General features: G+C 72.8%; 22 protein-coding genes. 11 read left to right on the top strand and 11 right to left on the bottom strand.

Annotation, left to right across the window (positions count from 1 at the left end; genetic code table 11):
• Nucleotides 1-5 precede the first annotated feature (5 nt).
• The 8 genes from JUB10_RS01620 (at nucleotide 6) to JUB10_RS01655 (ending at nucleotide 7,408) form a co-directional block, all read left to right on the top strand.
• Nucleotides 6-1,175, top strand: coding sequence for an ABC transporter substrate-binding protein (locus JUB10_RS01620; RefSeq protein WP_207453656.1), 1,170 nt, complete (start codon nucleotides 6-8; stop codon nucleotides 1,173-1,175).
• Between the two features lie 121 nt (nucleotides 1,176-1,296).
• Complete coding sequence (locus JUB10_RS01625; RefSeq protein ID WP_207453657.1) at nucleotides 1,297-2,643, top strand: FAD-binding oxidoreductase; 1,347 nt, start codon at nucleotides 1,297-1,299, stop codon at nucleotides 2,641-2,643.
• Entirely contained in the window at nucleotides 2,640-3,434 is a 795-nt protein-coding gene (locus JUB10_RS01630) for a creatininase family protein (RefSeq protein WP_207453658.1), read from the top strand. Before JUB10_RS01625 ends, JUB10_RS01630 begins: the two co-directional genes overlap by 4 nt.
• 36 nt (nucleotides 3,435-3,470) lie before the next feature.
• On the top strand, nucleotides 3,471-4,046 hold the full coding sequence (locus JUB10_RS01635; protein ID WP_207453659.1) for a pyridoxine/pyridoxamine 5'-phosphate oxidase: 576 nt from the start codon (nucleotides 3,471-3,473) through the stop codon (nucleotides 4,044-4,046).
• Between the two features lie 21 nt (nucleotides 4,047-4,067).
• Nucleotides 4,068-4,526, top strand: a complete 459-nt coding sequence (locus tag JUB10_RS01640; protein ID WP_207453660.1) for a DUF1648 domain-containing protein — start codon at nucleotides 4,068-4,070, stop codon at nucleotides 4,524-4,526.
• 87 nt (nucleotides 4,527-4,613) lie between these two features.
• A complete protein-coding gene (gene allB / locus JUB10_RS01645) occupies nucleotides 4,614-5,954 on the top strand; it encodes an allantoinase AllB (protein WP_207453661.1) in 1,341 nt (446 codons plus the stop codon).
• A gap of 57 nt (nucleotides 5,955-6,011) precedes the next feature.
• Nucleotides 6,012-6,905, top strand: coding sequence for a factor-independent urate hydroxylase (gene pucL, locus JUB10_RS01650; protein WP_207453662.1), 894 nt, complete (start codon nucleotides 6,012-6,014; stop codon nucleotides 6,903-6,905).
• Nucleotides 6,902-7,408 (top strand): nucleoside deaminase, encoded by a 507-nt coding sequence (locus JUB10_RS01655; RefSeq protein ID WP_207453664.1) that lies wholly within the window; start codon nucleotides 6,902-6,904, stop codon nucleotides 7,406-7,408. The genes pucL and JUB10_RS01655 overlap by 4 nt, the downstream gene beginning before the upstream one ends.
• Nucleotides 7,409-7,589: 181 nt before the next feature.
• Here JUB10_RS01655 and uraH read toward each other — a convergent pair whose 3' ends face one another.
• Together uraH and uraD are read right to left on the bottom strand one after the other, a co-directional pair.
• On the bottom strand, nucleotides 7,590-7,922 hold the full coding sequence (gene uraH, locus JUB10_RS01660; protein ID WP_207453671.1) for a hydroxyisourate hydrolase: 333 nt from the start codon (nucleotides 7,920-7,922) through the stop codon (nucleotides 7,590-7,592).
• Nucleotides 7,919-8,413 carry a 2-oxo-4-hydroxy-4-carboxy-5-ureidoimidazoline decarboxylase gene (gene uraD, locus JUB10_RS01665; RefSeq protein WP_207453673.1) on the bottom strand — a complete coding sequence of 165 codons (495 nt, stop codon included), beginning with the start codon at nucleotides 8,411-8,413 and terminating at the stop codon, nucleotides 7,919-7,921. Before uraD ends, uraH begins: the two co-directional genes overlap by 4 nt.
• Nucleotides 8,414-8,455: 42 nt before the next feature.
• Here uraD and JUB10_RS01670 point away from each other — a divergent pair, with 42 nt between their 5' ends.
• Nucleotides 8,456-8,995 carry a nucleotidyltransferase family protein gene (locus JUB10_RS01670; RefSeq protein ID WP_207453675.1) on the top strand — a complete coding sequence of 180 codons (540 nt, stop codon included), beginning with the start codon at nucleotides 8,456-8,458 and terminating at the stop codon, nucleotides 8,993-8,995.
• On the opposite strand, the gene sufU is transcribed toward JUB10_RS01670, so the two are convergent.
• Genes sufU through JUB10_RS01695 form a run of 5 tightly spaced genes read right to left on the bottom strand, consistent with a single transcriptional unit; the run spans nucleotide 8,992 to nucleotide 13,657 of the window.
• On the bottom strand, nucleotides 8,992-9,432 hold the full coding sequence (sufU, locus tag JUB10_RS01675; protein ID WP_207453677.1) for a Fe-S cluster assembly sulfur transfer protein SufU: 441 nt from the start codon (nucleotides 9,430-9,432) through the stop codon (nucleotides 8,992-8,994). The genes JUB10_RS01670 and sufU overlap by 4 nt on opposite strands.
• On the bottom strand, nucleotides 9,425-10,657 hold the full coding sequence (locus JUB10_RS01680) for an allantoate amidohydrolase (RefSeq protein WP_207453679.1): 1,233 nt from the start codon (nucleotides 10,655-10,657) through the stop codon (nucleotides 9,425-9,427). The genes sufU and JUB10_RS01680 overlap by 8 nt, the downstream gene beginning before the upstream one ends.
• Complete coding sequence (locus JUB10_RS01685) at nucleotides 10,654-11,865, bottom strand: pyridoxal-phosphate-dependent aminotransferase family protein (RefSeq protein ID WP_207453681.1); 1,212 nt, start codon at nucleotides 11,863-11,865, stop codon at nucleotides 10,654-10,656. The genes JUB10_RS01680 and JUB10_RS01685 overlap by 4 nt, the downstream gene beginning before the upstream one ends.
• Nucleotides 11,862-13,412 (bottom strand): AtzH-like domain-containing protein, encoded by a 1,551-nt coding sequence (locus tag JUB10_RS01690; RefSeq protein WP_207453683.1) that lies wholly within the window; start codon nucleotides 13,410-13,412, stop codon nucleotides 11,862-11,864. The genes JUB10_RS01685 and JUB10_RS01690 overlap by 4 nt, the downstream gene beginning before the upstream one ends.
• Nucleotides 13,409-13,657 (bottom strand): hypothetical protein, encoded by a 249-nt coding sequence (locus JUB10_RS01695; protein WP_207453685.1) that lies wholly within the window; start codon nucleotides 13,655-13,657, stop codon nucleotides 13,409-13,411. The genes JUB10_RS01690 and JUB10_RS01695 overlap by 4 nt, the downstream gene beginning before the upstream one ends.
• Nucleotides 13,658-13,772: 115 nt before the next feature.
• On the opposite strand from JUB10_RS01695, the gene JUB10_RS01700 reads away from it, so the two are divergent.
• Nucleotides 13,773-15,857 carry an Ig-like domain-containing protein gene (locus JUB10_RS01700; RefSeq protein WP_207453687.1) on the top strand — a complete coding sequence of 695 codons (2,085 nt, stop codon included), beginning with the start codon at nucleotides 13,773-13,775 and terminating at the stop codon, nucleotides 15,855-15,857.
• 6 nt (nucleotides 15,858-15,863) lie between these two features.
• Here the strand turns inward: JUB10_RS01700 and JUB10_RS01705 are convergent, their stop codons facing one another.
• The 4 genes from JUB10_RS01705 to JUB10_RS01720 form a co-directional block, all read right to left on the bottom strand.
• Entirely contained in the window at nucleotides 15,864-16,229 is a 366-nt protein-coding gene (locus JUB10_RS01705; RefSeq protein ID WP_207453689.1) for a DUF1622 domain-containing protein, read from the bottom strand.
• 98 nt (nucleotides 16,230-16,327) lie between these two features.
• The gene (gene glpK / locus JUB10_RS01710; RefSeq protein ID WP_207453691.1) at nucleotides 16,328-17,842 is read right to left on the bottom strand and encodes a glycerol kinase GlpK; all 1,515 of its coding nucleotides are present in this window, start codon (nucleotides 17,840-17,842) and stop codon (nucleotides 16,328-16,330) included.
• Nucleotides 17,843-17,955: 113 nt separating this feature from the next.
• Nucleotides 17,956-18,639: an MIP/aquaporin family protein gene (locus JUB10_RS01715; protein ID WP_242682091.1), complete on the bottom strand. Its 684-nt coding sequence runs from the start codon at nucleotides 18,637-18,639 to the stop codon at nucleotides 17,956-17,958.
• 316 nt (nucleotides 18,640-18,955) lie between these two features.
• Nucleotides 18,956-19,855 (bottom strand): sugar-binding transcriptional regulator, encoded by a 900-nt coding sequence (locus JUB10_RS01720; RefSeq protein WP_207453695.1) that lies wholly within the window; start codon nucleotides 19,853-19,855, stop codon nucleotides 18,956-18,958.
• A 204-nt stretch (nucleotides 19,856-20,059) separates the two neighbouring features.
• Here JUB10_RS01720 and JUB10_RS01725 point away from each other — a divergent pair, with 204 nt between their 5' ends.
• A complete protein-coding gene (locus JUB10_RS01725) occupies nucleotides 20,060-21,763 on the top strand; it encodes a glycerol-3-phosphate dehydrogenase/oxidase (protein ID WP_207453697.1) in 1,704 nt (567 codons plus the stop codon).
• The last annotated feature ends 59 nt before the right edge of the window (nucleotides 21,764-21,822 follow it).

The following is a 21,822-nucleotide window of genomic DNA, read 5'->3' on the forward strand; positions in this document are numbered from 1 at the left end:
AACCCATGCACCTCCCCCGCCGCCGCGCCCTCACAGCAGGCGCCGTCGTGCTCGCGAGCGTCACCGCCCTCGCGGGCTGCGCCTCGACCTCGAGCACCGCCGGCCCCGACACGAGCGACCTCGAGATCGGCTCCATCGACCTCGCGGCCGCGGGCTGCCCCGACACGATCACGATCCAGACCGACTGGAACCCCGAGTCCGAGCACGGCCACCTCTACGAGATGGTCGGCGACGACCCCGAGATCGACGCCGAGAACGCCCGCGTCACCGGCCCGCTCATGGCGGGCGGCGAGTACACCGGCGTCAACATCCAGGTGCGCTCGGGCGGCCCCGCGATCGGCTTCCAGACCGTCACGAGCCAGCTCTACACCGACCCCGAGATCACGATGGGCTACTCCAGCACCGACGAGGCGATCCAGCTCTCGGCCGAGCTGCCCACGGTCGGCGTCTTCGCGCCGCTCGAGATCAACCCGCAGATGATCATGTGGGACCCGGAGACCTACCCCGAGGTCGAGACGATCGAGCAGCTCGCCGACGAGGGCGCCGTCATCCGCTACTTCGGCGGCGCGGCCTACATGGAGTACCTGATGGGCGCCGGCATCGTGCCCGCCGAGCAGGCGGACGGCAGCTACGACGGCACCCCGGCGACCTTCGTCGCCTCCGGCGGCGCCGACGGCCAGCAGGGCTTCGCGAGCGCCGAGCCCTACATCTACGAGAACGAGGTGAGCGAGTGGGGCAAGCCCGTCGCCTTCCAGCTCATCCACGACGCGGGCTTCCCCATCTACGCCGCCGCCGTCTCGGTGCGCGCCGATGACCTCGAGTCGATGAGCGGATGCCTCGAGGAGTTCGTCCCCGTGCTGCAGCAGGCCGAGGTCGACTACTTCGCCGACCCCTCGGAGACCAACGACCTCATCCAGACGCTCGTCGAGGAGTTCGACACCGGCTGGGTCTACTCGCCCGGCGTCGCCGAGTACTCCGTCGAGACGATGCAGGAGCTCGGACTCGTGGGCAACGGCTCGAACGACACGATCGGCGACTTCGACCTCGACCGCGTGCAGGAGGTCATCGACCTCGTGACGCCGATCTTCGCCGGGCTCGACACCCCGCCGGCCGACGGCATCACCCCCGACACCCTGTACACGAACGAGTTCATCGACGAGTCGATCGGCTTCTGATCGACCAGGTGCGGGGGCGCCGACTACCGGCGTCCCCGCACCGACCCCGCGCCTCCCGCTCCGCCGCTCCGCCGCTCCGCACGCTCCGCACGCTCCGCACGCTCCGCATGAAAGACCGGTCATGACCCTCGTCTCCTCCCCCGCCTCCGCGCTCGCCGCCCTCGAGGCCGAGCTCGTCGAGCTGCTCGGTGCCCGCTCGGTCTCGAGCGACCCCCGCATCCGCGAGCGCGCCTCGGTCGACGGCGCCCGGATGTCCCCGATCCTCACCGAGCGGCTGCCGCTCGGCCTGGCCGACCTCGTCGCCTACCCCGCCTCCGCCGAGGAGATCGCCGCCGCCGTCGCGGCCGCGGTGCGCCACGGCATCCCCGTCACCCCGCGCGGCAAGGGCACCGGCAACTACGGCCAGGCCATTCCGATGCGCGGCGGGCTCGTGCTCGACCTCTCGCGCGCCAAGGCCGTCGTCGCGATCGAGGAGGGCGTCATCACCGCCGAGGCCGGCGCGACGATGATGCAGCTCGAGCAGGCCGCCCGCGAGACGGGCCAGCAGATCTGGATGTATCCCTCGACCGTGCAGTCGTCGATCGGCGGCTTCCTCTCCGGCGGCTCCGGCGGCACGGGGTCGATCGCGCACGGCCGCAACCACGAGGGCTTCGTCGTCGCGCTCGACGTCGTGCACGCGACGGATGACGCACGGCTCGTGCACGTCGAGGGCGACGCGGCCCAGGAGTACGTGCACAACTACGGCACCGCGGGCATCATCGCCCGCGCGAGCGTGCGGCTCGAGCCGCTGCAGGAGTGGACCGGCTTGTACGCGAGCTTCGACACGTTCGAGCAGGCGCTCTCGGTCATCCGCGAATTCGGACAGCTCGAGCCGACGCCCCGGCTCGCCTCGGCCGACCCGGCCGAGATCGCCGACACCCTGCCCGCCGACCCCGCGATCCCGACCGGCCGCGCGAGCCTGCGCGCCATCGTCGCGGCCGAGGGCGTTCCCGCCGCGACCGCGCTCGTCGAGAGCGTCGGGGGCCGGGTGGAGGACGTGCGCCCCGGGCCGCAGCAGAGCGTCAAGCTGAGCATGCTCTCCTACAACCACCCCATCGAGTGGCTGCAGAAGAGCGCCCCCGGCAAGTACTTCCACCTCGAGGTGGGCGGCGACGCCCTCGTCGAGCGCATCGACGACGTCTGCGCCGTGTATCCGGGCGGCCTCCTGCACATCGAGGCGCAGGGCGGGCGGCCGATCGGCATGCTCGCCGGCGAGTACGAGTCGGCCGAGGCGGTGCTCGCGGGCTTCGACGTGCTCGCGGCGCTCGGCGTCGGCGTGCACAGCCCGCACCAGTGGTTCGTCGACTTCGAGGTCGAGCGCACCCGCCGGCTCGCCGCCGAGACCGACCCGCACGGTCTGCTCAACCCCGGCAAGCTCGCCGACCCCGACGACCCGCGCGCCGCGCGCAACCCGGGCAAGCTCGCGTGAACCGCGACCTCAGCACTCTCGCCGGGCCGACCCTCGCGAGCGCCCTCACCGAGAGCTCCGTCGTCGTGCTGCCGACCGGCGCGATCGAGCACCACGGTCCGCACCTGCCGCTCGCGACCGACTACGTCACCGCGACGACCGTGGCCGCCGCCGCCGTCGACCGCGCCGTCGGCCAGGGGGTCGACGCCTGGCTCCTCCCGGGCCTCGCCTACACGAAGAGCGACGAGCACCACTGGGCGCCGGGCACGGTCTGGCTCAGCTGGGACACGCTCATGCGCACCCTCGTCGACATCGGCCGCTCGGTCGCGATGACGCCCGCGCGCAAGCTGCTCTTCGTCAACGGCCACGGCGGCAACACGGCGCTGCTCTCCGTCGCCCTCCGCGAACTGCGGGTGCGCTTCGGGCTGCAGACGTTCCTCACCGGCACGTCGTCCCCCGCGGGCGACGGGGTGAACGGGCCCGACGAACTCGGCTTCGGCATCCACGGCGGGCACGCCGAGACGTCGATGATGCTGCACCTTCGCCCCGAACTCGTCGACATGACGCTCGCGGAGCGCAACGTGCCCGAGCAGCTCGCCGGGTTCACCCGGCTCGGCTTCCACGGGTCCGCGGTGTTCGGCTGGCAGAGCGACGACTTCACGGCGTCCGGCGTCATCGGCGACCCCACCGGCGCGACCGCCGAGTGGGGCGTCGAGCTCTTCGAGCGCTCCGTCGCGTCGGTCACCGAGGTGCTCGGCGAGGTCGCCCGGTTCGAGCGGCGCCCGGATGCCGCGCGCCCGCCGATCGGGTGATGCCGTGATCCAGCCACCCCGTGTCATCCTGAGCAGGTGACCGCCATCACCGGAATCCCGCTCAACCTGCTGCGCACCTGGCTGCCGGGGAACAACGAGCGGGAGCGCCCCCAGATCGTGCTCTCGACCGTGCACGACGGCCGCCCCGACGCCCGCACCGTGCTGCTGAGCGAGTGGGACGCCGAGGGCTTCTTCTTCCACACCGACTCCCGGTCGCGCAAGGTCGCCGACATCCGCGAGAACCCCAACGTCTCACTCGTCGTGCTGTGGCCGGGCTTCACCCGGCAGCTCACGGTGCAGGGCGTCGCGGAGATCGCCCCCGCCGACGAGCAGGTCGCCGCGTACGAGCGGCGCTCCCCGTATCTGAAGGCGCTCGCCTGGCTCAACGACGACGAGCTGGCGCAGCTGCCGCGTTCGGAGCGAGTCGCCCGCTGGGAGGCGTTCCTCGAGCAGACGGATGTCTCGGCGGTCGAGCCGCCCGCGACGTGGATCGGCTTCCGGGTGCGTCCGACCCGGCTCACGTTCTGGGAGAGCGACCCCGACACGGCGAGCCGCCGCACCGAGTTCACGCACACGGATCAGGGCTGGGAACAGCGCTTCCTCCCCGGCTGAACCGGTGCCATGCTGGGCGCCATGAAGCTGCTCACCGTCGCGCGCATCGCCTCCGTCGCCGCGCCCGTGCTCGCGGCGGTGATCGTCGCCGTGCGGTACCCGACCCTGCCGGAGACGGTGCCCATCCACTTCGACATCACGGGTGGGGCCGACCTCTTCGGCCCGCGCTGGTTGGTCTTCGTGCTCGTCGGCCTGTGGCTCGCGATCGCGGTGCTGCTCGTCGCGCTCTCGACTCGGCCGGAGAAGCTGAACTACCCCTCCGCGCCGCCCGCCGGCGCGGCCGAGCGGCTGTACCGCACGGGCACCTGGCTGCTCGTCGGCACCGCCCTCGCCGTCGCGGTGCTCTTCGCCGGGGCGCTCGCGCTCGTGGTCGGGCTGCCCGCGGCGCCGCTGCTCTGGCTCGGCGGGCTCGCCCTGGCGGCGATCCTCGTGGTCGGCTTCGTGCGGATGAGCCGCGTCACGAAGACCCGCTCCGCCTGAGCCCGGTTCCTGACCCGGGCCCTGCTGGGCCCCGTCGCGCCGGGCCGCGAAATCTCCCCGTCACAGCCCGTCGGTAGCATCCGGCGCATGAACGAGTACGGCGACGAGTACGACATCGTGTTCCGCGCGTCATCCGCCCTGCTCGACGGCGGCTTCCGCCCCGCGGAACTCGGCGTCGTCGACGGGCGCATCGCCCGGATCGCCGACGCGGGCGCGATGCTGAAGGGCCGCGAGGAGGTCGACGTCGCCGACGGCGTGCTGCTGCCGGGGCTCGTCGACACGCACGTGCACGTCAACGAGCCCGGGCGCACCGAGTGGGAGGGCTTCGCCTCGGCCACCGCCGCCGCGGCCGCGGGCGGGGTGACGACCCTCGTCGACATGCCCCTCAACAGCATCCCGCCGACGACGAGCGTCGAGGCGCTCGAGACGAAGCGGGCGGTCGCGGCCGCGAAGGCCCGCATCGACGTCGGCTTCTGGGGCGGCGCCGTGCCCGAGAACCTCGGCTCCCTGCGGCCCCTGCACGACGCCGGCGTCTTCGGCTTCAAGGCGTTCCTCGCCCCCTCCGGGGTCGACGAGTTCGGACACCTCGACACCGGGCAGCTGAACCGCGCGCTCGACGAGCTCGCGGGCTTCGGCGGTCTCCTGCTCGTCCACGCGGAGGACCCGAGTGTGCTCGAGGCCTCCGGCAACGACGGCGGCCGCGACTACGCGGCGTTCGTCGCGTCGCGGCCGGATGCCGCGGAGCAGACGGCCATCGAGCACGTCATCGACGGCGTGCGGCGCACCGGCGCGCGGGCGCACATCCTGCACCTCTCGAGCGCGGCCGCCCTGCCGGCGATCCGCGCGGCCAAGGCGGAGGGGCTGCCGCTCACCGTCGAGACGTGCCCGCACTACCTGACCCTCGCCGAGGAGCGGATCCCCGACGGTGCGACGCAGTTCAAGTGCTGCCCGCCGATCCGCGACGACGCGAACCGCGACGCGCTGTGGGACGCCCTCCTCGACGGCACGATCGACCTCGTCGTGACCGACCACTCCCCCTCGACCGCCGACCTGAAGTTCGCGGGCGACGGCGACTTCGGCGTCGCTTGGGGCGGCATCGCCGGGCTCCAGCTCGGCCTGCCCGCCGTGTGGACCGAGGCGCGCGCCCGCGGCATCCGGCTCGAGCGGGTGGTCGGGTGGATGAGCTCGGCGCCCGCCCGCTTCGCCGGGTTCGACGGCAAGGGCGGCATCCGCGTCGGCGGCGACGCCGACCTCGTGCACTTCGACCCCGAGGCCGTGTTCACGGTCGACGCGGCCTCCCTGCTGCACCGCAACCCGGTCAGCGCCTACGACGGGCGCGAGCTCGCCGGGGTCGTGCGGGCGACGTGGCTGCGGGGCAGCGCGGTGAGCGGCGACGGGGCGCCGCAGGGGCGGCTGCTGACGCGGTAACACCGCGCTCCCCCGACGGAAACACCCCGGTCACATGAGGGTGCGAGACTCCGGCGCATGGCAGTGATCCTCGGCGACGACACGTACGGCAAGGCGGAGAACCGCGTCGTGCGTATCGTGCGCGACACCCCGCGGCACGAGATCCGCGACCTCAACGTCTCGACCAACCTGCGCGGCGACTTCTCCGCCGCCTACCTCGAGGGCGACCAGGGCGCGGTGCTCCCCACCGACAGCCAGAAGAACACGGCGTTCGCCTATGCGAAAAGCGTCGGGGTCGACTGCATCGAGCAGTACGGCCTCGCGCTCGCGCGGCACTTCGTCGCGGACGTCGCGCCCGTGGCATCCGCCCGCGTCGAGGTCGAGGAGTACGCCTGGACCCGGGTCGAGGTCGACGGCGCCGAGCACGACCACACGTTCGTGCGCTCCGGGCAGGAGGTGCGCACCGCGGCGATCACCGTCGACGCCGAGGGCGAGTGGGTGGTCGGCGGGCTGAAGGACCTCACGATCCTCAAGTCGACCGGCAGCGAGTTCCGCGGCTTCCTCACCGACGAGTACACGACCCTCCCCGAGACCGACGACCGCATCATGGCGACCTCGCTCGTCGCCCGCTGGCGCTTCGGCACCACGGACGTCGCGTGGAACGACGTCTACGCCTCGGTCAGGCGGATCCTCGTCCGCGAGTTCGCCACGCTGCACTCGCTCGCGCTGCAGCAGACGCTGTGGCACATGGGCCGCGCCGTGATCGAGGCGCACCCCGAGATCGTCGAGGTGCGGCTCGCCGCGCCGAACAAGCACCACTTCCTCGTCGACCTCTCCCCGTTCGGGCTCGAGAACCCGGGCGAGGTGTTCATCGCCGCCGACCGGCCCTACGGGCTCATCCAGGCGACCGTGACGACGGATGACGCGCCGCCCGCCGGCTCCGCCTGGCTCGAGGGATCGGGGCGCGCATGACCGCGCCGATCTCCCGCAGCGGCGGCGTCGCGCACGACGGCGACGCACTCTGGCTCGAGCGCGCCGTCGAGCTCGCCACCGCGAACGTCGCCGACGGCGGCGGACCGTTCGGCGCCGTCATCGTGCGCGACGGCGGACTCGTCGCCGTCGGGCAGAACCGGGTCACCCGCGACCTGGACCCCACCGCCCACGCCGAGGTGCAGGCCATCCGCGCCGCGTGCCAGGCGCTCGGCACGTTCTCGCTCGAGGGCTGCACGCTCTACACGTCGTGCGAGCCGTGCCCGCTCTGCGTCTCCGCCTCGCTGTGGTCTCGGCTCGACCGGGTCGTGTTCGCCGCCGACCGCACGGATGCCGCGCGCGGCGGCTTCGACGACAGCGCGTTCTACGACCTGCTCGCCCAGGAGCGGTCGACGTGGCCGATGCCCGTCGAGGCGCTCCGCATCGACGGCTCGCCCGCCCCGTTCGACGCGTGGCTCGCCCGGGAGGGGCGGACGCACTACTGAGCACTCGGCGCCCCCGGCATCCGTGTAGCTAACGGAGGAGAAATCGGCGTTCCCGGTCGGAAAGCGACCGATTGGGCCGGAATCTCCTCCGTTAGCGACCGCGGACTCGCTGGAGCGGACGCGGGCCGGTCGCGAACCGCAGGCATCGGCCGCCCGGCCTACGTGGCGACCGACGGAGCTTTCAGCTCCCCCGGTACGTCGAGTACCCGAAGGGCGACAGCAGGAGCGGCACGTGGTGGTGCGATCCGTCGCTCACCTCGAAGACGACGTGCACCTCGGGAAAGAACGTGGGCTGCAGGCTCGACGTGAAGTACGCCGCCGTGTCGAAGGCGAGCCGGTAGCGGCCGTGGGTCACGTGCTCGGCGGTGAGGTCGGCGATGCGTCCGTCGCGGTCGGTGGTGCCGGTGGCGACGTCGACCCACGCGCCGTCCTCGAGCCGCGACAGCAGCACGGGCACGCCGGCGGCGGGGGCTCCCTGGGCCGTGTCGAGCACGTGGGTCGTGATCGCGCTCACGACGCGTACTCGGCGAAGGTCGACCGCAGGCGCATGAGTGCGATCTCGCGCAGCTGGTCGGCGACCGTGCGCAGCTCCGTGTCGTCGTCGAGTTCGAGGCGCCGCTCGAGCTCCTTGACGATCGCCTCACGGGTTCGTCCGGCGGCCGCGATGATGAAGACGCGGCCGAAGCGCTCCTCGTAGCGGCGGTTGCCCTCGGCGAGGCGGCGGTCGAGCTCGGGCGTTCCGGATGCCGCGACGGCCTGCTCGCGGCGCGAGAACTCGCTCGCGGCGTCGTCGCCCGTCGGGCGCTCACCGATGCGCGGGTGGGCCGCGACGGCCTCGTCGACCTCCTCGGGGCTGAGCGGCGTCGCCGCGTTGCTCGCGGCGATCAGGAGTTCGTCGAGGGTGTCGAAGGGCGCCTCTCGTTCGACGTCCTCGACCCAGCGCCGCACGTGCAGCGCCGTCTCGAGTGCCTCGTGGAGCCGTTCTGGATCGACGTCGCGCAACATCCGGCATCTCCGTTCCGCTGAGTGGTCGCTATAACAGTACCCATGGGCCTCAGCGGCATCCTCCTCGCCGCCGGCGCGGGCTCCCGCTACGGAACGCCGAAGGCGCTCGTGCCGGGTTGGCTCGAGCGCGGCGTGGCGGTCCTCACCGACGCCGGATGCGATCCGGTCGTGGTGGTGCTCGGCGCCGAGGCGGAGGTGGCGAGGAAACTGCTGCCCGACGATCCCCGCGTGCGGGTGGTCGTCGCGGCGGACTGGGCGGCGGGGCTCTCCGCGTCGCTGCGCGCGGGGCTCGCGGCGGCCACCGGCGACGCGGCCCTGGTCACCCTCGTGGATCTGCCGGAGATGCCCGCGACGGTCACGCGGCGCCTGGCCCGCGACGCCGACTCCTGGTCGCTGCGGCAGGCGGCGTACCGGGGCAGCCCGGGGCATCCGGTGCTGCTCGGCGCTCAGCACTGGAAGCCGCTGGCGTCGAACGTCGACGGCGACCGGGGCGCGCGACCGTACCTCGTGCGGCACGGGGCCGACGAGATCGAGTGCGGCGACCTCTGGCACGGGCGCGACGTCGACCGGCCCGAGGTCTAGGGCGCCGAGGCGGTCTGCAGCGCGTCGTCGAGCGCGAACCACGCGAGGCCCGCGCAGCGCGCCCGCAGCGGATAGCGGCCGACGCCCGCGAACGCGACGGCGTCGCCGAGCTCCGGGTCCTCCTGCGCGCTGCCGCCCGGCCGCACGAGGGCGGTGAAGCGGCCGACCAGGGCGCGGGCGGATGCCACGGGCAGCCCGGCCACGACGTCCGTGAGCACCGACGCCGACGCCATCGACACGGTGCAGCCGTGCCCCTCCCAGGACACGCCGGCGACCCGCTCGTCGTCGACGAGCACGCGCAGTGTGACCTCGTCGCCGCAGGTGGGGCTGCGCTGGAACGACTCCGCCGTGAACGGCTCGGCGAGCCCGAAGCCGTGCCGCGCATCGGCGTGCTCGGCGATGAGCGCCTGGCGCAGGGGTTCGGGCAGCTCAGCCACGGTGGGCGTCGGCGACGGCGAGCACCGCCATCTCGAGGGCGTCGATCGCGACCGCGACGTCCGCCTCGGTGACGGCCTCGTCGCGGTGGTGGCTGATGCCGTCCTCGCAGCGCACGAAGAGCATGGCGACGTCGGTGAGGGCGGCGACGGCCATCGCGTCGTGGCCCGCGACGCTGAAGAGCTCCATAGGGGCGCCGTCGGCGGTCGAGCGGATGCCCCGGCCGACGGCGTCGCGCAGCGCGGGCGCGCAGTGCACGGCGGGCGCGGCATGCGTCTCCCGCAGCTCGAGCGTGAGCCCGCGCGTCGCGCAGATCAGTTCGAGCTCGGAGCGGATCGCGTCGAGGGTCGCGTCGCGCGCCTCGTCGGTCGCGTCGCGCAGGTCGAGGCTGAACTCGGCGAAGCCCGGGACGACGTTGACGGCGTCGGGCTCGACCCGGATGCGCCCGACCGTCGCGAAGCTGCGCGCGGCCCGCGCGATCCTCTCGATCGCGGTGATCGCGGCGCTCGCGCCGAGCAGCGCGTCGCGGCGCCGGTCATAGGGCGTGGCGCAGTGCCGCGCCTCGCCCGTGATCGAGACGAAGAGCCGCCGGGCGCCCGCGATCGAGGTCACGACGCCGAGGGCGCGGTCCGCCTCTTCGAGCAGCGGTCCCTGCTCGATGTGGGCCTCCAGGTAGCCGACGAGCGAGCCGGGCGCGCGGGCGGCCTCGCCGACGCGGTCGACGTCGAGCCCGAAGTCGCTCATCGCCTCGCGGAGCGTCAGCCCCGAGGCATCCGTCAGCTCGGCCCACTCCGGCTGCCAGGTGCCCGCGAGCGCGCGGGAGCCGAGCAGCGTGGTGCCGAAGCGCGTGCCCTCCTCGTCGCCGAACGCGACGACCTCGAGCGCGAACGGCAGCTCGGTGTGCCGCAGCCGGCGGGCGACGACGATCGCGACGAGCACGCCGAGGATGCCGTCGTAGCGGCCGGCCCCGGGCACGGTGTCGAGGTGCGAGCCGAGCAGCAGGGCGGGCAGGTGCGGCTCACCGCGGCGGCCGCACTGGTTGGCGGCGGCGTCCTGCCAGGTGTCGAGGTCGGCCTCGGCCATCCACTCCGCGGCGAGGGCGTTCACGTGCCTGTGCTCGTGCGAGAGGTAGACGCGCTCGATCCCGTCGGGGCGGGAGGAGTGGGTGGCGAGTTCGTCGCAGCGGGCCATGACCCACGCGGCATCCGTCTGCTGCTCGATCGTCATGCGTACACCTCGTATGCGGCCGTGACCCCACCGCCCGGGGCGACCTTCGCGCCGGCCCGGTGCAGCACCGCCTCGAGCGCGGCGAGGGTCGTGAGAACGGTGTCCTTCCGAGCGTTGTAGCCCATGGTGCCGACACGCCAGATGCGGCCGTGAAGTGGTCCGAACGAGGTGCCGATCTCGATGGCGAAGTCCTCGAGCAGCGTGCGCCGCACCGCCTCCCCGTCGAGCCCCTCGGGGATGAACACGCCGACGACGTTGTTCATGCGGTGCTCCTGGTCGCCGAAGAGCGTGAGGCCGAGGCCCTGCAGTCCGGCGGCCAAGGCGCGGCCGTGCAGCTCGTGCCGGGCGACGGCGACGTCGAGCCCCTCCTCGACGAGGATGCGGGCGCACTCCCGGGCGCCGTAGAGCGCGCTCGTCGCCTCGGTGTGGTGGTTGAGCCGCGACGGCCCCCAGTAGTCGAGGATCATCCCGAGGTCGAAGTAGTTCGAGCGGATGCGGCGGGGCGAGCGCGGCGCGCCCTCCGCCGCGATGCCGGCCTCGATGCTCTTGCGCGACTCGACCACCTCGACGGCGGCGGGCGAGAGGCTGATCGGCGCGGTGCCGCTCGGGCCTGCGAGGCACTTCTGCAGGCCGGCGGTGACGACGTCGACGCCCCAGTCATCGGCCGCGAACTCGTTGCCGCCGAGCGACGCTGTCGCGTCGGTGTAGAGCAGCGCGCCGTGCTCGCGGCAGATCGCGCCGAGCTCGTCGAGCGGCTGCGCGAGCGTCGTCGAGGTGTCGCCGTGCACGACGGCGACGAGCTTCGGCTTGACCCGACGGATGGCGGCCTCGAGCTCGGAGACCGGGAAGACCGTGCCCCACTCCCGCTCGATCGAGTGCACCTCGGCGCCGCAGCGCTCGGCGACCTCCTGCAGCAGGTAGCCGAAGCGGCCGAAGATCGGCACGAGCACCCGGTCGCCGGGCTCGAGGAGCGACACGAGGGCCGCCTCGATGCCGGCGCGGCTCGTGCCGTCGACGAGCAGGGTGGCGTCGTTGCGGGTGCGGAACACCTGCCGGTACAGCTCCTGCGTCTCGGCCATGTACCCGGTCATCACGGGGTCGTACTGTCCGACGAGCGCGGCCGACATGGCGCGGAGCACGCGCGGGTCGGCGTTGATGGGCCCGGGGCCCATGAGGAGTCGGTTGGGCGGGTTGATCTGCCCCGTCATACGTCGACGGTCTCCGCGTACGACTCCGAGGGGATGCCCTCGATGTCGACGTCCTCGCCGGCGAGCGTCATGCCGCGCTCGATGAGGGCGAGGTCGCTGCCGCGGGGGCCGACGAGGGAGAGGCCGACTGGCGCGCCGTCCACGGTCATCAGCGGCACCGAGATCGCCGGGCGGCCGAGCAGCCCCGCGATGCAGGTGAGCCGCAGCGTGCCTGCGCGCACCTGCTCGATGCGGGCGTCGTCGGCGTCGACCGGCGGCGCGATGGTCGACGCGGAGGGCAGCAGCAGCACCCGGTCGCCGAGCACGCTCTCGAGCCGCAGCACGGCGAGGTCGCGGGTCAGTCGCGCGGCGGCCTCGACCTCGGCGGAGAGGCTCCGCGCGAACGCGAAGCGCGCGGCGACGTCGCCGCCGAGCGTGCCGGGGTGAGCCTCGATCCAGGCGCCGTGCGTGTGCCAGGCCTCGATGGCCTGGATGGTGCGGAACGTCTCGAAGAGGCCGTCGAGGTCGGGCAGGGTGACCTCGACCGGGTTCAGGGGGGCGACGGTCGCGAGGAACGCGTCGCGCACGCCGGGGTCGAGCAGGTCGAGCATCTGCGGCGCGATCGCGTACGAGGCGGGCAGGTCCTCGGGGGCCGAGAGGGAGACGGATGCCGCGGCGAGCAGCTCCCGCCCGGTGCGCGTCAGCCAGCCGATCGTGTCGAACGAGGGCGCGAGCGGGAGGAGCCCCGCGGTGTGCACGGCACCGTGCGTCGGCCGGAGGCCCCACAGCCCCTGGTACGAGGCGGGGACGCGGATCGAGCCGCCGGTGTCGGTGCCGAGGCCGATGTCCGCCTGGCCGAGCGCGACGGCGCTCGCGGGGCCGCTCGAGGAGCCGCCCGGGAGGGCGCCGCGCACGGCGGCGTTCGCGGGGGCGCCGTAGTGGCTGTTGCGCCCGGCGATCGAGTACGCGAACTCGTCCGTGGTCGCGATGCCCTGCACCGACGCGCCGGCCTGCAGCAGGGCGGTGACCGCGGGCGCGGTGCGGGTCGCGGGTTCCTGCTCGGCGAGGAAGGCGGGGACGCCGCCGCCGGTGGCGAAGCCCTCGACCGCGAACAGGTCCTTCACCGCGACGCGGTGACCCGCGAGCGGGCCGGAGTCGGTCGGCGCGGGCACGAGCGGGGCGCCGACGACCCGCCAGACGGACGGCGTGATCGCGGGCGCGGGGGCGCTGACGTGGGCGACCTCGATGACCCACCCGTCGTCGGTGCGCCGCCACAGCTGCGTCTGCAGCCCACGGCCGCCCGTCTCGGGCGCGGTCTCGGCGACGAGCACCGCGTAGCCGTCGCCGGCCTCGCGCACGTGGACGCCGAGGATGCGGCGCTTGGGGGCGCCGCCGCGGGTGCCGCGGAACCGGGAGATCGCCTCATGACCGACGAGCAGGCCGGCCGCGTCGCCGCGGAGGGTGCGGTCACCCGGCGCGAAGAATCGGTCGAGCGCGTCGAGGTCGTTCGCCATGAGGGCGTGCTCGTACTGCCAGAAGCTCGCGAGCACGTCGTCGTAGCTGCTCATGCCACTTCCTTTCGGTCGGTCGCGGCGGCGAGGTCGCCGGCGCGGGGGCGGGCGCGGACGCCCTTCACCAGGTCTACGGCCTGGGCGTCGTCGACGTCGGTCGCCGCGCTGAAGATGTCGCGCGCGGAACGCGGGAGAGCCCCGCCGCGAAGTCGTGAGTCCCAGGCATCCGGAGCGGAGAGCAGGGTGGAGAACGCCGACGGCAGTGCGACCGTCGACGGGGACTCGGCCAACTGCTCTCCCATCGCTGCGAGCCTAGCGGCGGGCCGATGTGACTGACCCCCTGTGTCATGAGCGTTTGACACAATGGCCGCGGTGGTGGGGACCAGGACTTCTACTCCTCCGCGTCGAATCGGGGGCGTGGGGGCCGTTCCGGCAGCCCTGATGATGCCGGTCGTCGTACTCACGGCCCTGCTTCTCGCTCCGCTTCCGGCCCTGTTCGTGGCGGCCCCCGCGGCCGCTGTCGTGGACTCCCCCGACCCTGGATCGCCGGACGCCCCGCCGGCGGATGACGGAGACGCGGCACGGGCGGCACAGCCGGCCCCCAGCGCGACCCCGAGCCCCTCGCCGAGCTCCTCCCCGGGCGAGCAGAATCCCAGCCCTGCCCCCGTCGCGGTGCGGATCGACAGCCCCTCGTCCGGCGACTTCGTCCGCTCGGGGTCGGTGGCCGTCCGCGGTACGGCGACGCCGGGCAGCACGGTCGACGTGCGCGTCGCGGGCGCGACCGTCTGCGGGGTGACGGTGCCGGCCGACGGCGGCTGGGCCTGCGACGCCCGCGTGCCGGATGGCACGGGCGTCCCCGTCTCGGTCACGGCGACTCTCGCCGGCGGCGAGGCCACGGCCGCCACGAGTGTCGAGGCGCTCGGCCCGCCGACGATCGACGACCCGGGCACCCGCCCGAGCACGGGCCTCGTCCGCGGCACCGCCTATCCGGGCGCGGCGATGCGCGTCTCGGTCGGCGGAGGCGAACCGCGCTTCTGCCCGCCCGCGGACCAGAGCGGCTTCTGGTCGTGCGCGATCACCGCGCCCGACGGCACCACGACGATCACCGCTACCCAGCAGGTGCCCTCGATCGCCGGCGGGCAGTCCTCCTCGCCGTCCGCGTCGCGCACCCTGCTCGTCGACCGCACCGCGCCCGCCTCCCCTACCGTCACGAGCCCCACCGACGGCGCCGAGCTCGAGGGCGGCCGGCTCGTCGTGTCCGGCCGCGGCGAGAGCGGCGGCCTCATCGACGTCTACTTCGACGGCGACCTCGTGTGCTCGAGCCGCGTGCTCGCCGACGGCACCTGGCGCTGCACGGCGAACGGGTTCGACTCGAGCGGGTGGCTCATCCAGGTGATCCAGCGCGACGAGGCCGGCAACTTCTCGGCCCCCAGCCCCGGCGTACGCGTCACGGTCCCGCAGCCTGAGGCGCCGTCACCCTCGCCGTCATCCGCCGCAACCTTCCCCACTCAGTCGCCGTCGCCGTCCGGTGTGCCGGATGCCTCGGGCCCGCCGGATCCCGGGGCCTCGCCCGTCCCAGGGGCCGCTCCGCCGTCCGGTGGCGCCGGCGGGGACGGGGCACGGCTCAGCGCCGTGCTGCCCGGGATCGCGCAGGTCGCCACGACCGGCACCTGGGCCTTCACGCTCGCCGTCGCCGCGGCGTTCGTCGCCCTGGTCGCCCTGCCGCTCGGCCTCCTGCTCGCCCAACGACGAGGCGTCGGCCGGTCGCCCGAGGAGGGACCGCTCCTCACCCCGCAGACGGGGCGCTGGGTCGGCATCGCAGGCGCCGTCGCGGTCGTCACGATCGCCGCCGGAAGTGTGACGGGACGCCCCGACACCGGGCTCCTGCTCTCCGTCGCGCTGGGAGTCGCCGCCCTCGCCGCGCTGCCGGCGCTCGCGGCCTGGACGGTCGCCCAGCTGCTCGACATCCGGATCTCCGTGCGGCTGCTGCCGACGGTGCTGCTCGCCGCGATGATCTGCGCCGTGCTCAGCCGCATCGCCGCCCTCGATCCGCCCCTGCTCATCGCGGCGGTGCTCGGCGCGGTCGTGCTCGGCGGCGAGCGGCGCGACGGCGGACTCGTCGCGCTCGCACAGCTCGCGACGCTCGGCATCGTCGGGCTGGTCGCCTGGCTGTTCCACCAGGTGACCGCGCCGCTGGCCGGCTCGCTCGCGTCGGTGGCGAACGACGCCCTGGCGGTCACCGCGATCGGTGGGCTCGTCGCCCTGCCGCTGCTCGCGCTGCCGGTGCCGGGTCTGCCCGGGCGCGCCCTCTTCGACTGGTCGCGCAGCGGCTGGCTCGCCCTCGCCCTCGCCGCCGTCTTCCTCGCGGGTGCGGTGCTGACGCGGCCCGTCGAGCAGGCGCCGCCGGTCGCGCTGCTCGTGGCCGCCGGAGTGGCTGCCGCCCTCGTCGCCTGCTCGGCGCTGCTGGTCCGGCGGATGCCGCGCGCGGCCGACCCTCGCTGAGCGGGACTACGCCTCCTCCTCCGCGGGCGCTCGGCCCTCGGCCTTCTGCCACGGCCAACGGCCCGTGATCTCGAGCTCGAGCGACCAGCTGAGGAAGGTGCGGATGAGCACGATCGCCGCGAGCACCGCGACGCTCTCGAACGTCGGGGTGACGGCGACCGTGCGGATGATGTCGCCCGCGACCAGCAGCTCCAGCCCGAGCAGGATCGAGCGGCCGAGGAAGCGGCGGAACCGCGAGTAGACATTGCTCTCGCGTCTGGCGAGCCGCGTGACCGCGAACCCGATCGCGAGCAGCGCCCCGACGACGACCGCCACGACTCCGGCCGCGTCGACTACCTGCCCCGCCAGCTCGATCCACCCCTGGAAGTCCATCGCGCCCCTCTCGTCCTCCCGCACCAGTGCCCCGAGGAGGAGCCGGGGAAACGGCGGAGGGGCCGCGAGCGATGCTCGCGGCCCCTCCGGAACGGGTCCTACTGGACGTCTTCGTCGACCCAGTCGAAGGTCTTGGTGACGGCCTTCTTCCAGAGTCGGAGTTGGCGTTCGCGTTCGGTGTCGTCCATCTGGGGTTCCCAGCGGCGGTCTTCCTGCCAGTTGGCGCGGAGTTCGTCGAGGTTGGACCAGAAGCCGGTGGCGAGGCCGGCGGCGTAGGCGGCGCCGAGGGCGGTGGTCTCGGCGACGACGGGGCGGACGACGGGGACGCCGAGGATGTCGGCCTGGAACTGCATGAGGGTGTTGTTGGCGATCATGCCGCCGTCGACCTTCAGCTCGGTGAGGGGGACGCCGGAGTCGGCGTTGACGGCGTCGAGGACCTCGCGGGTCTGGAACGCGGTGGCCTCCAGCACGGCGCGGGCGATGTGCCCCTTGTTGACGTACCGGGTGAGGCCGACGAGGGCGCCGCGGGCCTCGGCCCGCCAGTAGGGGGCGAACAGGCCGGAGAACGCGGGCACGAAGTACGCGCCACCGTTGTCCTCGACCGTGGCGGCGAGCTGCTCGATCTCCGGGGCGCTGTTGATGATGCCGAGGTTGTCGCGCAACCACTGCACCAGCGATCCCGTCACCGCGATCGATCCCTCCAGCGCGTAGTGCGCGGGAGCGTCGCCGAGCTTGTACCCGAGGGTGGTGAGCAGCCCGTTCTCGGAGCGGACGATCTCCTCGCCGGTGTTGAAGATGAGGAAGTTGCCGGTGCCGTACGTGTTCTTCGCCTCACCGGGATCGAAGGCGGCCTGGCCGAAGGTCGCCGCCTGCTGGTCGCCGAGGATGCCCGCGATCGGCACCTCGCGCAGCAGCGAGGACGACTCCACCGTGCCGTAGACCTCGGAGGAGGAACGGATCTCGGGCAGCATCGACGCCGGAACGTCGAACACCCGCAGGATCTCCTCGTCCCACTGCAGGGTCTCCAGGTCCATGAAGAGGGTGCGGCTCGCGTTCGTGACATCCGTCGCGTGCACACCGCCCTCGGTACCGCCGGTGAGGTTCCACAGCACCCAGGTGTCGGTGGTGCCGAAGAGCAGGTCGCCGGCCTCGGCCTTCTCGCGGGCGCCGTCGACGTTCTCGAGGATCCAGACGATCTTCGTGCCGGCGAAGTAGGTGCTGAGCGGCAGCCCCACCTTGGACTTGAAGCGCTCGACCCCACCGTCGGCGGCGAAGCGCTCGACGATCGCCTGGGTGCGGGTGTCCTGCCAGACGATCGCGTTGTAGACGGGCTCGCCGGTGTTCTTGTCCCACACCACCGTCGTCTCGCGCTGGTTGGTGATGCCGACCGCGGCGACGTCGTGGCGGGTGATGTCCGCGCGGGAGAGCGCCTGTCCGATCACCTCGCGGGTGTTGTCCCAGATCTCCTTCGGGTCGTGCTCGACCCACCCGGCCTTCGGGAAGATCTGCTCGTGCTCCTTCTGGCCCACGGACACGATCGAGCCGGCGTGGTCGAACACGATCGCGCGGGTCGAGGTGGTGCCCTGATCGATCGCCAGGATGTAGTCAGCCATGTGGTCTGTCTTTCTGTGCTGCGCGGGCGGCGACGACGTCGCCCGCTCGGGTGAGGGGTGAGGCGTGGCGGAGGCGAGGAGGGCCGGCGCGATGCATCCGGCCCTCCCCCGCGTCACATGGGGAGCAGCGGAACCGAGGCGAGGCCGCCGAGCAGTCCGCCGATGAGCGGGCCGACGACGGGCACCCAGGAGTAACCCCAGTCGCTCGAGCCCTTGCCGCGGATCGGCAGCACCGCGTGCGCGATGCGCGGACCGAGGTCACGGGCGGGGTTGATGGCGTAGCCCGTCGGGCCACCGAGCGAGGCGCCGATGCCGACCACCAGCAGCGCCACCGGCAGCGCACCCAGCGCCGCGAGGCCCGCGGGTTCGGCACGGCCGAAGCCGATCACGACGAAGACGAGCACGAACGTGCCGAAGATCTCGGTGACGAGGTTCCAGCCGTAGTTGCGGATGCCGGGGCCGGTCGAGAACACACCGAGCTTCGCCGCGGGCTCCGGCTCCTCGTCGAAGTGCTGCTTGTACGCCAGCCACGCGAGCGTCGCGCCGATGAACGCACCGAGCAGCTGCGCGACGACGTACACGAGCGCCGCGACGATGCCGCCGTCGATCTGCCCGGTGACGAGCAGGCCGAGGGTGACCGCGGGGTTGAGGTGCGCGCCGGAGGCGTACGACACCGTCACACCGGCGAAGACCGCGAGTCCCCAGCCGAAGTTGACGAGGAGGAAGCCGCCGCCGAAGCCCTTGCTCTGTGCGAGGGCAACGTTCGCCACGACGCCGCAACCCAGCAGGAGCAGCATCGCGGTGCCGACGACCTCGGAGAGGAAGATCGTGCCGAGCTCGTTCACCGCGCTCCCCCGATCGAGACGGAGGCCGACGAGGCGCAGTGGACCCGCGGTGCAGGCGGGAAGGACCATTCGAACTGCATGAACATCTCCTTTGATGGCCCCGCTACTTCGCTGGGGCGTCAGGTGATCCGAACGCTATCGATCCCTGAGCGAGTGCTGAGCGCAGTCCCGAAGAAGCTGAACGAACGTGCAACGCGAGTGGCCGGCGGAGGCGCCGAAGCCGCCTGAGACGGCCTGCGGAACCGCCCAAGTGAGAGAACGTGCAGCGTCAGCGCACGTTCACCAGGCGCTTGGCGAGGTCCTCGTCGACCACCAGATCCGTCATGACCTTCGCCGCGAGCGCGCCCCGCAGGCTCGCGAGCTTCTGGTTGCCGGATACGACGCAGACCCGCCGGGCGACCTTGCGCAGCCGGTGGAAGTCCGGCCCGGTCCCCCGGGCGTTGAGCTCGACGTCGTCGCTGCCGTCGAGGCGGTAGAACATGGTCGCGACGTCCCCCGCGACCCGGTCCTCGCTGAGGGAGCGGTAGTCCTCGGCATTGAGGTAGCCGCCGATGTACACGCGGCTCGGGACATCCGCGAAGGGGCTGCCGAGTCCGAAGAGGGCGATGTCCATGCGCGACTGGATGTCGAGGATGCGCCTGGTGCTCCGCTCGCGCCACATCGCCTCCTTCGTGCGCGGGTCGTCGAAGAACGCGGGCACCGGGAACTGATGCACCTGGGCGCCGTACGCCGCGCCGAAGCGGCGCAGGATCTCGCTCGCGTAGTCGATGCCCGAGTCCTCGTCGTTGACCGCGCCGTTGAGCTGCACGACGTGCGAGTTGTGCGCGGCCTTCGCGACGAGCTGTCGGCTGACCGCGCTCATCGTCGATCCCCACGCGACCCCGAGCGTCATGCCCGAGTCGAAGAACCGGTTGAGCAGGCGCGCGGCGGTCATGGCGACGCGGTCGAGCCGCTCGACGTTGCTGATGCCGGCGGGCACGGGCACGACGTGGGCGTTGATCTGGAACCGCTCGGCGAGCTGCGCCTCGAGGCCGCCGGAGCGCTCCAGCGGGGAGTGGATCTGGATCTCGACGAGGCCGCTCGCCCGCGCCTCTGAGAGCAGCCGGGAGACCGACGAACGGGAGGTCATGAGCTCGCGCGCGATGGCATCCATCGTCATGTCCTGCATGTAGTAGAGCTAGGCGGCTTTGAGCGCGGCGCTCAACTTCTGCTCGGTTCGATCGGCCACGGGCCCTCCCCACTGCACGTCTGTTCAGGTACTTTGCGCAGGTTTTCACGCAGGCGTCAAATAGAGGGGTCGGATGCCTCCGAGCGTCCGTCCCGACGAGGAAGTCCGGCGGAGCCCAGCCGCACCGCCGAGGAAGGCAAGGCCATGAGCAGCAACGGCGACAGCACTGGCACCACGCGCGCGGACGTGCGGGCACTGCAGGAGCGCCCGACCGCGGACGTCGTCATCATCGGCGGCGGCATCAACGGCATCTCGACGTTCCGCGAACTCGCGATGCAGGGACTCGACGTCGTGCTCGTCGAGCGCAACGACTTCGCCTCGGGCGCGAGCGCCGCTTCGAGCCACATGATCCACGGCGGGATCCGCTACCTCGAGAACGGCGAGTTCCGGCTCGTCAAGGAGGGCGTGCAGGAGCGCAACGCGCTGCTCCGCTCGGCGCCGCACTTCGTGAAGCCGCTCGAGACGACCATCCCGATCAACTCGACGTTCTCCGGCATCCTCGCCGCCCCGCTGCGTTTCCTCACGCACAAGCAGGGCAAGCCGAAGGAGCGCGGCGCGCTGCTGATCAAGGTCGGCCTCACGCTGTACGACACGTTCTCCCGCTCCGGCGGCGTCGTGCCGCGTCACCGCTTCCACGGGCGCCGCAAGTCGCTCGCGGCCCTGCCGAAGCTCGACCCGCACTTCCGCTACACCGCGACCTACTTCGACGCGTCGATGCACGACCCGGAGCGGCTCGCCCTCGACGTGCTGCGCGACGGGCTCGAGGCGAACCCGAAGGCCCGCGCCGTCAACTACGTCGAGGCCGTCGGGCTGGATGCCGAGGGCGTGCGCCTGCGCGACCGTGAGTCCGGCGTCGAGTTCACGGTGCGCGGTCGTGCCGTCGTGAACACCTCCGGCCCCTGGACCGACCTCACCAACACCGCGCTCGGCAACCCGACGAAGTACATGGGCGGCACCAAGGGCTCCCACATCGTGCTCGACAACCCCGAGCTGCTGCGCGCGACCGCCGGCCGCGAGATCTTCTTCGAGCACGACGACGGACGCATCGTGCTGATCTACCCGTTCAAGGGCCGCGTGCTCGTCGGCACGACCGACATCGACGCCGACCCGCGCGAGCCCGCCCGCTGCACGCCCGAGGAGGTGCAGTACTTCTTCGAGCTCATCGAGCACGTGTTCCCGACGGTGCCCGTGAGCGAGGACCAGATCGTGTTCCGCTTCTCCGGCATCCGCCCGCTGCCCACCCACGAGGACACCCAGCCCGGCTTCGTCTCCCGCGACTACCGCATCGAGCGCGCCGAGCTCGCCGGCACCCCCGTGTTCAGCCTCGTGGGCGGCAAGTGGACCACCTTCCGCGCGCTCGGCGAGCACCTCGCCGACAAGGTGCTCGCGCAGCTCGGCGTGCAGCGCACGGTGTCCACGCGTCGCGCGGCCATCGGCGGCGGCAAGGACTACCCCACGGATGCCAAGGCGTGGCAGGACCGCGAACTCGCGGCCGTCGCGCCCGAGCGGCGCGCCGTGCTGTTCGCGCGGTACGGCACGCGCGCGGCATCCGTCGCCCGCCGCCTCACCGACGAGACCCCGCTGCTCGGCGGTGCGATCTCCGAGGCGGAGCTGCGCTACATGGTCGACGAGGAGCACGTCACCCGCCTGACCGACGTGCTGCTGCGCCGCACGGACCTCGCCTTCACCGGACGCGTCGACCACGACGCGCTCGAGACCCTCGGCCGCGCGCTCGCGAACGCGGCCGGCTGGGACGAGTTCCGGCTCGACCGCGAGATCGAGGAGGCCGCGCAGGTGCTCGAGCTCGAGCACGGCGTGACCGGCCTGCGGATGCTCGCGTCGCACTAGCCGACGCGCTGACGCGCCCGTCCTGCACCTGGTGTGCGGGGCGGGCGCTTCGCGTTTCC

The sequence above is a fragment of the Desertivibrio insolitus genome, assembly GCF_017355965.1.
In the GTDB taxonomy this organism is placed as follows: Bacteria; Actinomycetota; Actinomycetes; order Actinomycetales; family Microbacteriaceae; genus JAFIQW01.